The following is a 12,780-nucleotide window of genomic DNA, read 5'->3' as shown; positions in this document are numbered from 1 at the left end:
TGCCCGCGAATACGGGCGAAGCCCGTGCCATCCACCGCGGTGTCTTCTTCGCGGGTAAACCCGCTCCTACAGACCGCCAAGACTAGCTTAAGCCTTGCTGATCAGGTTGCCCGCATGCAACCCGCATTCCTTCTGCGTCGACTCTTCCCACCACCAGCGCCCTTCACGCTCATGCTGGTTTGGCAGCACCGGGCGGGTGCACGGCTCGCAGCCAATGCTGATGAAACCGCGCTCGTGCAGGCTGTTGTACGGTAGCTCGAGCATGCGGATATAACCCCATACCTCTTCACTGCTCATCTGTGCTAGCGGGTTGAACTTGTACAGCGTGCGCTCAGGCGTGGAGAAGGCGCTGTCGATCTCCAGTGCCGCCACCTGGCTGCGGGTGCCCGGGCTTTGGTCGCGGCGCTGGCCGGTGGCCCAGGCGCTGACGGTGGCCAGCTTGCGTCGCAGTGGCTCGATCTTGCGAATGCCGCAGCACTCACCATGGCCGTCCTTGTAGAAGCTGAACAGGCCCTTTTCCTTGACGAAAGGGTCGAGCTTGGCGCGGTCTGGGCTTAGGATCTCGATCGGCAGGTTGTACTGTTCGCGTACCTGGTCGATGAACCGGTAGGTCTCCGGGTGCAGGCGCCCAGTGTCGAGGCTGAATACCTTTACCTGCTTGTTCAGCTTCCAGGCCATGTCGACCAGCACCACATCCTCGGCGCCGCTGAAGGAAATCCACAAGTCATCACCGAAGTGCTCGAAGGCAAGCTTGAGAATGTCCTGCGGGGACTTGTTGGCATAGGTCGCGGCGAGGGCGGCGACGTCGAAGGGTTGGCTCATCAGGCGGTTTCCATCTTGGCTGTGGCGCTGTGCGCTCGTAGTAGGGGGATGGTAACAAAAAAATGCGGTCTGGAAGGGCTCACAAGCCCTGCAGGGTCTGCATCAGCACCCGCACTTTGGCTATCGACTCTTCATACTCGGCCTGCCATTGCGAGTCGGCTACCACCGCGCCGCCGCCCCAGCAACTGACCTGGCCATCTTTGATCAGCAAGCTGCGAATGGCGATCGAACTGTCCATTTCGCCGCGTACATCCACATACAGCAGCGAGCCGCAGTACAGTGCGCGGCGCGATGGTTCCAGTTCATCGATGATCTGCATGGCGCGAATTTTCGGTGCGCCGGTGATCGAGCCGCCTGGGAAGCTGTCACCGATCAGGTCCAGCGCATCCTTGCCGCTGGCCAGCTGGCCGGTGATGCTGCTGACCAGATGGTGCACGTTGGGGTAACTCTCCAGGCTGAACAGTTCCGGCACCTTCACTGAGCCGATCTCACACGTGCGCCCCAGATCGTTGCGCAGCAGGTCGACGATCATCAGGTTTTCCGAGCGGTCCTTCGGGCTGTGCAGCAGCTCTTGGGCATTACGCTTGTCTTCAGCCGGGTCGCTGGCGCGTGGGCGGGTGCCTTTGATCGGCCGGGTTTCCACCTGGCCTTGGCTGACGCGGATGAAGCGCTCGGGCGAAAAGCTCAGCAGGGTACTGCCGTCGGCCAGTTGCTGGTAGCCGGAGAAGGGTGTCGGGCAGGCTTGGCGCAGGGCCTGGTAGGCCCGCCATGGATCGCCTTGGCAGGGCGCGCGAAAGCGTTGGGTGAGGTTGATCTGGTAGCAGTCACCGGCCTGAATGTAGCGTTGTACCTGGTCGAACGCTGTTTTGTACTGCTCGGGCGCCAGGTCGCCGGCCATCGGTGCGAGCAGCCGGAAGTCGCCGATGGTAGCGCTTGTGTTCTGGAACAGGCTGATCAGGCGTTCGCGTTCGTCACCTGCCAGGCTCGGATGGAACACCAGCTGGCTGGTGCCAAGCAGATGATCACTGACCAGTGCCCAGGCATACAGCCCCAGTTGTGCGTCAGGCAGGCCGAGGTCGTCCACAGCCAGGCTTGGCAGATGTTCCAGGCGGCGGCCGAAGTCGTAGCTCAGGTAGCCGATCAGGCCGCCGGCGAAGGGCAGTTCTACACCGTTGGGCAAGTTGGCGTGGCCCAGTTGTGCCAGGCCAGCGCGCAGGCGCTGGAGGAAGGCGCGGCCATCTTCATCGGGCTGCGCCTTCAGGTGTTGCAGCGGCCAAGCGCTTATCAGGTCGAAACGACCGCGCTCGGCGCCGGGGCGGGCGCTGTCGAGCAGGATCGCACCGGGTGCCTGGCGCAGGTGGGCGAAATAGGCGGCAGGGTCGGGCTGGTAGGGCAGGGGGTGTAGCGTGCAGGTCGGCATCAGTATGGACGGCGATGTAAAAGCGAGGAGGGCGATTGTAGACCTGTGCAGGAAAAGCGCCTAGCGCTGGGTACGACATTCAACATTGTGTTTGGCCCGTACGCAGCACAAGGTAGCGCCTGCAGGTCGAGCGAAGCGCTTGAACCCAGTGCAGTGCTTGCAGGCGCTACCTTGTGCTGCGATGGGCTGCAAAGCAGCCCTGTATTTCAGCGGTTAGGCACATGCCCGAACAGACCCTGTGCTACCCGTACCCGCTGTTCGGCGTCTTCGGTCACACCGTCCTTGGCCAGTGCTTCGATATGCGCCTCGATGGCATGGGTGCGCTGAGTCAGGCCGCAATCGTTGGCAATCTGGATGTTCAGCCCCGGGCGGGCGTTGAGCTCCAGAATCAGCGGGCCCTTGTCCTGGTCAAGCACCATATCCACGCCGATATAGCCCAGGCCACACAGTTCATAGCAGCCAGCGGCCAGCTTCATGAAACCGTCCCAGTTCGGCAGTTGTACGCTGTCGACCGCGTTGGTGGTGTCCGGGTGCTTGCTGATGATGTTGTTCAGCCAGGTGCCGCGCAGGGTCACGCCGGTGGCCAGGTCGACACCCACGCCGATGGCGCCCTGGTGCAGGTTGGCCTTGCCGCCGGACTGGCGAGTCGGCAGGCGCAGCATGGCCATCACCGGGTAGCCCATCAGCACGATGATGCGGATGTCCGGCACGCCTTCGTAACTGATGCTCTTGAATATCTGGTCCGGGGTCACGCGGTACTCGATCAGCGCGCGGTCGCGGTGCCCGCCGAGGGAGTACAGCCCGGTGAGGATGCTGGAAATCTGGTGCTCGATTTCCTCGTGGCTGATGATCTTGCCCGACACCGTGCGGTAGCGGTCCTCGAAGCGGTCGGCGATTACCAGAATGCCATCACCGCCGGCGCCTTGCGCCGGCTTGATGACGAAATCGCTGCGCCCGCCAATGATCTGGTCGAGCTTCTCGATCTCTTTTTCAGTCTCGATGATGCCGTACATTTCCGGCACATGGATGCCGGCTGCCAGTGCGCGCTCCTTGGTGATGATCTTGTCGTCGACGATCGGGTACAGGCTGCGCTTGTTGTACTTCAGCACGTAGTCCGCGTTACGTCGGTTGATCCCCATGATGCCCCGGGCCTCCAGGGCTTTCCACGTCTTGATCAGACCAAACATCAGGAGTCAGCCTTATTCAGGAAGGCTTTGAAGCGCACGAGCTCGGTCAGGCGGTAGCCGCGATAGCGGCCCATCGCCAGCATGAAGCCCACCAGGATCAGCAGCACCGCCGGGAAGGTGAACACGAAGTACACCAGCTCCGGCACCATCATCAGCAGGTGTGCCAGGGAGGCGGCGAACAAGGTGCCGATGGCCACTTTCATGGCATGGCCGCCACCACGCTCTTCCCAGGTGATCGACAGGCGTTCGATGGTCATGGTCAGGATCACCATCGGGAACAGCGCTACCGACAGCCCGCGTTCAAGGCCCAGCTTGTGGCTGAACAGACTGATGGCGGCAATCAGCACCACGACAAAGGTCAATACCACCGACAGGCGTGGCAGCATCTGCAGCTTGAGGTGTTCCAGATACGAGCGCAGCGACAGGCCCAGGGCAGTGATCACCGTAAACAGCACAATACCGAAGCCCAGCTGGGTTTCGCGGAACGCCAGGGCGATCAGCACCGGGGTGAATGTGCCCAGTGTCTGGATGCCGATCAGGTTGCGCAGCACCAGAATTACCAGCACGCCGATCGGGATCATGACCATGATCATGAAGGTTTGCTGGGTTTGCAGCGGCAGGCCGTACAACGAGTATTCGAGGAAGTCGGCGTCGGTGTTCTCGTCGGTCAGCTTGGCCAGGCGGATGGCGTTCATCTCGCTGTTGTTCATGCTGAAGGTGACGTTGGCCTTCTTGCCGCCATCGATGGTGATCAGGTTGTCGTCACCGGTCCACCACAGCAGGCGGTCGCTCGGCAGGCCTTGCTCACCGGTGTCCGGGTTGAAGTACAGCCAGTCGTCGCCGTTGAAGCTGCGCAGCCACAGTTCCGGGGTTTGCGGGGTGTCGGCCAGCAGGCGGATGGTGTGCACTTTCTCCATCGGCACGTGGGCGATCGACAGCAGCAGGTCGATGACCTGGGCCTTCTTCATCGCCGAAGTGTCGCCGGCCAGCAGCAGCTTGACGTTGTCGTCGTTGAGGTTGTTGACCCGTTTGATGGTCTCGCTGACGAAGGTCTCGACGTCGGCCGAGTGCTGACGTATAGGCGCCATCAGGGCTTCGGCGGCGATCTTTTCGGGGCCTTCGACGGCCAGGCTGTCGCGGAAAGTCGGGCCTTTGACCTTGGTCTTCTCGCTGCTATAGCGTTTGGTCAGTACCAGGCGGTAGTAGAGGGTCTGGTTGCCGCTGGCACGACGTGCCGACCAGGTAACCTTGCGGTTGCCGTCGGCACGGTTGATGCTCACCCCGTAGTTGTTGGAGATGAAGCTCTCGTTGAGGCTGACATAGTCGCGGTTCAGCGGTGGCACGAACATCTGCACCTTGACCGGGTCCTTGCTGTTGGCCACGAACTCGACCTTGGCGTCGATGTTCCACAGGTCGTCGGTTTCATCCTCGGTCACCGGGATGCCGAGCACGAAGATCTGATAAGCCGTGACCGCCACGCCCAATAGCACCAGCACGGTGATCAGGACTTTCAGATGGAGGGTAAGAGAGCGCATCGGGATTACTCTGCTTTGGGAGCGTCGGTGGCACAGGCAGGTTTGCCGGCCGCGTATTTAAGGCTTGGGTCAACCAGTGCATCGAAGTGCTTGAGCGCCTCGGAGCCGATCAGCAGCGGGAACTGGAAGGCGCTGCGGTCGGTGAGGTTGACTTCGATGGTGCGCCTGGCCTGGCCCATGCAGATTTCGAGTTCGATGACCGGGCGGGCCGTGTAGGCCTTGCCCGATTCGGCATCATAGTCGCCGGCTCGGCGCTTGATCTTGCTGACGCGTGCCAGTGGGCGTTCGATCGGGTGCGAATGGGCCGCATCGATGGCGAGGTAGAAGCGTACCCAGCTTTCGCCATTGCGCTTGAACCGCTTGATGTCGCGGGCACTGAGCGACGCGGTCTTGGCACCGGTGTCGAGCTTGGCGGCCACTTCCAGGTCCAGGTCGCCCAAATGCGCGTATTCGTTGAGACCATACACGGTCTTGCCCGCAGCCTGGCCAAGGGCCGGCAGCAGGGTGAGGCACAGCAGCAATAAAACGGGTGTAAGTCTCATATTCCTGGCGCGGTGCATTGCAAGGTTCTAGGCAAGGTTCAGGTCAAGGTGACTGGCAATTACTGCGCAAGCTTCCTCGTTTATCTGTCAGCAAGCATGAATGCATGACAGACAGGCTATCCATACCCCATCGGAGGCGCGGCATTCTATCACGCCGACGTCTTGACGCCAGCGGTGCGCGATCTGACAGCGTTGACGTGGTGTTAGTTCGCGATTAGACGATTGTCGACAATTTTCATTTTGTCTTTGACTTGCTGGTCTTGATTGGCTAGTTTTTGACGAAGAGTTTTAAAAGGTGTCGACAATATGCAGGACCTTTCCACCCCCGGCCCGGTGCTGACAGACGAAACGGAAACCCTCTCCGAAAACGTCTTCCGGCGCATCCAGGCGGCCATTGTCAAGGGTGAGATCGCCCCCGGCAGCAAGATCTCCGAGCCGGAACTGGCGCGCACTTATGGCATCAGCCGCGGGCCGCTTCGCGAGGCTATCCACCGCCTTGAAGGCCAGCGCCTGCTGGTGCGTGTGCCGCATGTGGGCGCGCGGGTGGTATCGCTCAACCACGCCGAGCTGATCGAGCTGTACGAAATCCGCGAGTCGCTCGAAGGCATGGCCTGCCGCCTGGCCGCCGAACGCATGAGCCAGGCCGACATCGACGAACTGCGCCGGGTGCTCGACACCCATGAGCGCGATGCCGCGTTCCAGGCCGGCCTGGGCTACTACCAGCAGGAAGGCGACTACGACTTCCATTACCGGATTATTCAGGGTAGCGGCAACCAGACCCTGGTCAAGATGCTCTGCGGCGAACTGTACCAACTGGTGCGCATGTACCGTATCCAGTTCTCCGCCACGCCCAACCGGCCACGCCAGGCCTTTGCCGAGCACCATCGCATTCTTGATGCCATCGCCGACCGTGACGGCGAACTGGCCGAACTCCTGATGCGTCGCCACATCGGCGCGTCCAAGCGCAATATCGAGCGTCACTACCTGGACGCCCACAACAACAGCACACGAGGTGAGAAATGACAGTCAAGAGCACCCCCGGTCAGCGTTTCCGTGACGCCGTTGCCGCTGAACATCCGCTGCAGGTGGTTGGCGCCATCAACGCCAACCATGCGTTGCTGGCCAAGCGTGCCGGCTTCAAGGCCATCTACCTGTCTGGTGGTGGCGTGGCCGCCGGCTCCCTGGGTTTGCCAGACCTGGGCATCACTGGCCTGGACGACGTGCTCACCGACGTGCGTCGTATCACCGACGTGTGCGACCTGCCGCTGCTGGTGGATGTCGACACCGGCTTCGGTGCTTCGGCCTTCAACGTTGCCCGTACCGTGCGCTCGATGAGCAAGTTCGGCGCTGCCGCCATCCATATCGAGGACCAGGTTGGCGCCAAACGTTGTGGCCACCGTCCCAACAAGGAAATTGTCAGCCAGCAGGAAATGGTCGACCGTATCAAAGCTGCCGTCGATGCCCGCAGCGATGACAGCTTCGTGATCATGGCGCGTACCGACGCGCTGGCCGTCGAAGGCCTGAACGCCGCCCTGGACCGTGCCGAGGCGTGCGTCGAGGCTGGTGCCGACATGATCTTCCCGGAAGCCATCACCGAACTGCAGATGTACAAGACTTTCGCTGATCGGGTGAAGGCACCGATCCTGGCCAACATCACCGAGTTCGGTGCCACGCCGCTATACACAACCGAAGAGCTGGCCTCGGTCGACGTGTCGTTGGTGCTGTATCCGCTGTCGGCGTTCCGTGCCATGAACAAGGCGGCCGAGAACGTGTACACCGCGCTGCGCCGTGACGGCACACAGAAGAATGTGATCGACACCATGCAGACCCGCATGGAGCTCTACGATGCCATTGGTTATCACGCCTTCGAGCAGAGCCTCGATGCACTGTTTGCCCAGAAGAAGGGCTAAGCGCCAGCGCCCGAATTAGCCAGAAAGCATCCATAACAAATTCAAGAAAGGAGAAACACCATGGCCGAAGCAAAAGTACTCAGTGGCGCAGGCCTGCGTGGCCAGGTGGCCGGCCAGACTGCACTGTCGACCGTGGGCCAGGCCGGTGCCGGGCTGACTTACCGTGGTTATGATGTGCGCGACCTGGCCGCCGGTGCCGAGTTCGAAGAAGTCGCCTACCTGCTGTTGTACGGCGAGCTGCCAACCCAGGCCGAGCTGGCCGACTACAAGCACAAGCTCAAGGGCCTGCGTGACCTGCCGCAAGCCTTGAAGGAAGTGCTTGAGCGCATCCCGCGCGATGCCCACCCGATGGACGTCATGCGTACCGGTTGCTCGGTAATGGGCACCCTTGAGCCAGAGCTGACCTTCGAAGCCCAGCGCGACAAGACTGATCGCCTGCTGGCGCTGTTCCCGGCCGTGATGTGCTACTGGTACCGCTTTACCCACCATGGCGTGCGCATCGACTGCACCAGTGATGAAGACACCCTGGGTGGTCATTTCCTGCACCTGCTGCACGGCAAGAAGCCGAGCGAGCTGCACGTCAAGGTCATGAACGTGTCGTTGATTCTCTACGCTGAACACGAATTCAACGCCTCGACCTTCACTGCCCGTGTCTGTGCCTCGACCCTGTCTGACTTGTACTCCTGCGTTACCGCAGCCATCGGCTCGCTGCGTGGACCGCTGCACGGCGGTGCCAACGAGGCAGCGATGGAACTGATCGAACGCTTCCAGAGCCCGCAGGAAGCCACCGCCGAGCTGCTGCGCATGCTCGAGCGCAAAGACAAGATCATGGGCTTTGGCCATGCCATCTACAAAGAGTCCGACCCGCGCAACGAGGTGATCAAGGGCTGGTCGAAACAGCTGGCTGACGAAGTGGGTGACAAAGTGCTGTACCCGGTTTCCGAAGCCATCGACAAGACCATGTGGGAGCAGAAGCGCCTGTTCCCCAACGCCGACTTCTATCATGCCTCGGCGTACCACTTCATGGGCATTCCGACCAAGCTGTTCACCCCGATCTTCGTTTGCTCGCGGCTGACCGGCTGGGCGGCGCACGTCTTCGAGCAACGCGCCAACAACCGCATCATCCGCCCGAGCGCCGAGTATGTCGGCGTCGAGCAGCGCCAGTTCGTGCCGATCGAGCAGCGCTGAATAGCTACAGAGAGGCAGCCCGTTTCCCTTGTGGGAGCGGGCGTGCCCGCGAATGCGCCCGACCGGGCAACCCTATTGCACCTGCTGACGCATTCGCGTGCACGCCTGCTCCCACAGGTACGGTGAAACCTTCCGATTCCTGTGACCGAGCCTGATTCCATGATGAACACTGCATACCGCAAGCACCTGCCAGGCACCGACCTGGACTACTTCGATGCCCGCGCGGCGGTCGAGGCGATCAAGCCCGGCGCCTACGACGGCTTGCCATACACGTCACGCGTGCTCGCCGAGAACCTGGTGCGCCGCTGCGACCCCGCTACGCTCGATGCCTCGCTGAGCCAGCTGATCGAGCGCAAGCGCGATCTCGACTTCCCGTGGTTCCCGGCCCGCGTGGTGTGCCATGACATCCTCGGTCAGACTGCGTTGGTCGACCTTGCCGGCCTGCGTGACGCCATTGCCGACAAAGGCGGCGACCCGGCCCAGGTCAACCCGGTGGTGCCGGTGCAACTGATCGTCGACCACTCGCTGGCCGTCGAGTGCGGTGGTTACGACCCGCAGGCCTTCGAGAAGAACCGCGCCATCGAAGACCGCCGCAACGAAGACCGCTTCCACTTCATCAACTGGACCAAGAAGGCGTTCAAGAACGTCGACGTGATCCAGCCGGGCAACGGCATCATGCACCAGATCAACCTGGAGAAGATGTCACCGGTGGTCCACAGTGACCACGGCGTCGCCTACCCGGACACCTGCGTCGGCACCGACAGCCACACGCCGCATGTCGATGCACTGGGTGTGATCGCCATCGGCGTAGGCGGCCTGGAAGCCGAAAACGTGATGCTCGGCCGCGCCTCCTGGATGCGTTTGCCGGAAATCGTCGGCGTCGAGCTGACTGGCAAACTGGCCCCGAACATCACCGCCACTGACCTGGTCTTGGCCCTGACCGAGTTCCTGCGCAAGCAGAAAGTGGTCGGTGCTTACCTGGAGTTCCATGGTGAGGGTGCACGTGCCCTGACCTTGGGCGACCGCGCCACCATTTCCAACATGGCCCCGGAATACGGCGCCACTGCGGCGATGTTCGCCATCGACCAGCAGACCATCGACTATTTGCGCCTGACTGGCCGTGAAGAGCAGCAGGTCAAACTGGTGGAAACCTACGCCAAGGCCACCGGCCTGTGGGCCGACAGCCTGGGCGCTGCCGTCTATGAGCGCACCCTCAGCTTCGACCTGTCGAGCGTGGTGCGCAACATGGCCGGCCCGTCCAACCCGCACGCCCGTGTCGCCACCAGCGACCTGGCCGCCAAGGGCATTGCCGGCAACTGGGAAGAGGTGCCGGGACAAATGCCTGATGGTGCGGTGATCATCGCCGCCATCACCAGCTGCACCAACACCAGCAACCCGCGCAACGTGATCGCTGCAGGCCTGATTGCACGAAATGCCAACAGGCTGGGCCTGGCCCGCAAGCCGTGGGTCAAGTCGTCGCTGGCGCCAGGCTCCAAGGCCGTGCAACTGTATCTGGAAGAAGCCGGCCTGGAAAAAGAGCTGGAGCAACTCGGTTTCGGCATCGTCGCCTTCGCCTGCACCACCTGCAACGGCATGTCCGGTGCCCTGGACCCGGTGATTCAGCAAGAAATCATCGACCGCGACCTGTATGCCACCGCCGTGCTGTCGGGTAACCGCAACTTCGACGGGCGTATCCACCCGTATGCCAAGCAGGCCTTCCTCGCCTCCCCACCACTGGTGGTCGCCTATGCCATTGCCGGCACCATCCGCTTCGACATCGAGAAGGATGTGCTGGGCGTGGTCGATGGCAAGGAAATCCGCCTGAAGGATATCTGGCCCAGTGATGAAGAGATCGATGCCGTGGTGCGTGCAGCGGTCAAGCCGGAGCAGTTCCGCAAGGTGTACATCCCGATGTTCGCCATCGAGGAAGACCGTGGGCCGAAGGTGGCGCCGCTGTACGAGTGGCGCCCCATGAGCACCTATATTCGTCGCCCTCCCTACTGGGAAGGCGCCCTGGCCGGCGAGCGCACGTTGCGTGGCATGCGCCCGCTGGCGGTGCTGCCGGACAACATCACCACCGACCACCTGTCGCCGTCCAACGCCATCATGCTCGACAGTGCCGCCGGTGAATACCTGGCGAAAATGGGCCTGCCGGAAGAGGACTTCAACTCCTACGCCACTCACCGGGGTGACCACCTGACCGCCCAGCGCGCCACCTTCGCCAACCCCAAGCTGTTCAACGAAATGGTGCGCAACGACGATGGCAGCGTGAAGCAGGGCTCGCTGGCGCGTATCGAGCCGGAAGGCAAGGTTACCCGCATGTGGGAGGCGATCGAGACTTACATGCAGCGCAAGCAGCCGCTGATCATCGTTGCGGGTGCCGACTATGGCCAGGGCTCGTCGCGCGACTGGGCGGCCAAGGGCGTGCGCCTGGCGGGTGTCGAGGCAATTGTCGCCGAAGGCTTCGAGCGCATTCACCGCACCAACCTGGTAGGCATGGGCGTGCTGCCGCTGGAGTTCAAACCGGGCACCGACCGCAAGACCCTGGGGCTGGATGGCAGCGAGACCTATGACGTGCTGGGTGCGCGTACGCCACGGGCGACCCTGACCCTGGTGGTTACCCGCGCCAATGGCGAGCGCCTGGAGGTGCCGGTGACCTGCCGTCTGGACACCGCCGAGGAAGTGTCGATCTACGAAGCGGGTGGGGTGCTGCAGCGCTTTGCCCAGGACTTCCTCGAAGCGACCGCCTAACCAAGAGCAGCGCGGTCCTGTGTAGGCGCGGTCAAACCCGCGCCTACAGAGGCTGTGCAAGACAGGAATTGAACATGGCACATGTACCGCAAGTGAAAATCCCCGCCACCTACATCCGCGGCGGCACCAGCAAAGGCGTGTTCTTCCGCCTGCAGGACCTGCCCGAGCAGGCGCAAATTCCAGGTCCTGCCCGCGATGCGCTGCTGTTGCGGGTAATCGGTAGCCCCGACCCTTACGGCAAGCAGATCGACGGCATGGGCGGCGCCACGTCGAGCACCAGCAAGACCGTGATCCTGTCGCAAAGCATCAAGCCCGAACACGATGTCGACTACCTGTTCGGCCAGGTCAGCATCGACAAGGCCTTCGTCGATTGGAGTGGCAACTGCGGCAACCTGTCCGCTGCGGTCGGTTCGTTTGCCATCAGCAGTGGCCTGGTCGACCCGGCGCGTATTCCACGCAACGGTATCGCCACGGTGCGTATCTGGCAGGCGAATATCGGCAAGACCATCATCGCCCACGTCCCGATCACTGAAGGTGAAGTGCAGGAAACCGGTGACTTCGAGCTGGACGGGGTCACCTTCCCAGCGGCCGAGGTGCAGCTGGAGTTTCTCGACCCTGCAGCCGATGAAGACGGCGGTGGCGGTGCCATGTTCCCCACCGGCAAGCTGGTCGATGACCTGGAAGTGCCGGGGGTCGGCACGTTCAAGGCTACCTTGATCAATGCCGGTATCCCGACCATTTTTGTCAATGCTGCCGATATCGGTTACACCGGTAGCGAACTACAGGACGCCATCAACGGCGACCCGCAGGCGCTGCTTCGTTTCGAGACCATCCGCGCCTATGGCGCCGTGCGCATGGGGCTTATCGACAACGTCGACCAGGCTGCCGGGCGTCAGCACACGCCGAAAGTGGCGTTCGTCGCACCGCCGAGCACCTACACTGCGTCCAGTGGCAAGGCGGTGCAGGCCGGTGATATCGACCTGCTGGTGCGGGCCTTGTCGATGGGCAAGCTGCACCATGCCATGATGGGTACGGCTGCGGTGGCAATTGGCACCGCGGCGGCCATTCCGGGCACGCTGGTCAACCTCGCCGCTGGCGGGGGCGAGCGCAGCGCTGTGCGTTTCGGTCATCCTTCGGGCACCCTGCGGGTCGGGGCCGAGGCGCGCCAGGTGAATGGTGAGTGGACGGTAACCAAGGCAATCATGAGCCGCAGTGCTCGCGTGCTGATGGAGGGCTGGGTTCGCGTGCCTGGCGACAGCTTCTAACGCACCACTGGCGCTCGGCTTTAGTTCGTTGGGGCCGCCAAGCGGCCCTTCGCGGGCTTGCCCGTTCCCACAGGGTAACCACAGGTTCTGAATGCCGTGGTCAACCTGTGGGAGCGGGCAAGCCCGCGAAGGGCTGCACAGCAGCCCCGGCAATTCTGAA

General features: G+C 62.3%; 10 protein-coding genes. 5 read left to right on the top strand and 5 right to left on the bottom strand.

The genetic code is table 11. The features are described from left to right. Nucleotides 1–87: 87 nt before the first annotated feature. The 5 genes from ACF8EA_RS16995 to ACF8EA_RS16975 all read right to left on the bottom strand — a co-directional run bounded on the left by ACF8EA_RS16995 (nucleotide 88) and on the right by ACF8EA_RS16975 (nucleotide 5,506). A complete protein-coding gene (locus tag ACF8EA_RS16995; protein ID WP_003250299.1) occupies nucleotides 88–822 on the bottom strand; it encodes a phosphoadenylyl-sulfate reductase in 735 nt (244 codons plus the stop codon). A 79-nt stretch (nucleotides 823–901) separates the two neighbouring features. Further along, nucleotides 902–2,242, bottom strand: a complete 1,341-nt coding sequence (pabB, locus tag ACF8EA_RS16990; RefSeq protein WP_392522693.1) for an aminodeoxychorismate synthase component I — start codon at nucleotides 2,240–2,242, stop codon at nucleotides 902–904. A gap of 206 nt (nucleotides 2,243–2,448) precedes the next feature. Continuing rightward, entirely contained in the window at nucleotides 2,449–3,429 is a 981-nt protein-coding gene (locus tag ACF8EA_RS16985; RefSeq protein ID WP_021782883.1) for an alpha-L-glutamate ligase-like protein, read from the bottom strand. Next, the gene (locus ACF8EA_RS16980; protein ID WP_392522692.1) at nucleotides 3,429–4,964 is read right to left on the bottom strand and encodes an inactive transglutaminase family protein; all 1,536 of its coding nucleotides are present in this window, start codon (nucleotides 4,962–4,964) and stop codon (nucleotides 3,429–3,431) included. Before ACF8EA_RS16980 ends, ACF8EA_RS16985 begins: the two co-directional genes overlap by 1 nt. A gap of 5 nt (nucleotides 4,965–4,969) precedes the next feature. Continuing rightward, entirely contained in the window at nucleotides 4,970–5,506 is a 537-nt protein-coding gene (locus ACF8EA_RS16975) for an ATP-dependent zinc protease (protein WP_021782881.1), read from the bottom strand. 306 nt (nucleotides 5,507–5,812) lie between these two features. Between ACF8EA_RS16975 and ACF8EA_RS16970 the strand changes: the two genes are divergently transcribed. From ACF8EA_RS16970 to prpF, 5 genes are all read left to right on the top strand, one after another. Next, nucleotides 5,813–6,529 (top strand): GntR family transcriptional regulator, encoded by a 717-nt coding sequence (locus ACF8EA_RS16970; RefSeq protein WP_021782880.1) that lies wholly within the window; start codon nucleotides 5,813–5,815, stop codon nucleotides 6,527–6,529. Continuing rightward, nucleotides 6,526–7,416 (top strand): methylisocitrate lyase, encoded by an 891-nt coding sequence (gene prpB / locus ACF8EA_RS16965; protein ID WP_012053054.1) that lies wholly within the window; start codon nucleotides 6,526–6,528, stop codon nucleotides 7,414–7,416. The genes ACF8EA_RS16970 and prpB overlap by 4 nt, the downstream gene beginning before the upstream one ends. Before the next feature lie 60 nt (nucleotides 7,417–7,476). Then, the gene (gene prpC, locus ACF8EA_RS16960) at nucleotides 7,477–8,604 is read left to right on the top strand and encodes a 2-methylcitrate synthase (protein ID WP_021782879.1); all 1,128 of its coding nucleotides are present in this window, start codon (nucleotides 7,477–7,479) and stop codon (nucleotides 8,602–8,604) included. A gap of 162 nt (nucleotides 8,605–8,766) precedes the next feature. Then, the gene (gene acnD / locus ACF8EA_RS16955) at nucleotides 8,767–11,355 is read left to right on the top strand and encodes a Fe/S-dependent 2-methylisocitrate dehydratase AcnD (RefSeq protein ID WP_103444071.1); all 2,589 of its coding nucleotides are present in this window, start codon (nucleotides 8,767–8,769) and stop codon (nucleotides 11,353–11,355) included. 74 nt (nucleotides 11,356–11,429) lie between these two features. Next, nucleotides 11,430–12,620, top strand: a complete 1,191-nt coding sequence (gene prpF, locus ACF8EA_RS16950) for a 2-methylaconitate cis-trans isomerase PrpF (protein ID WP_021782877.1) — start codon at nucleotides 11,430–11,432, stop codon at nucleotides 12,618–12,620. Nucleotides 12,621–12,780: the final 160 nt, after the last annotated feature.

It is taken from the genome of Pseudomonas sp. YQ_5 (genome assembly GCF_043103305.1).
GTDB lineage: Bacteria > Pseudomonadota > Gammaproteobacteria > Pseudomonadales > Pseudomonadaceae > Aquipseudomonas > Aquipseudomonas putida_Y.
This window is presented reverse-complemented; position numbering and strand designations above follow the sequence as displayed.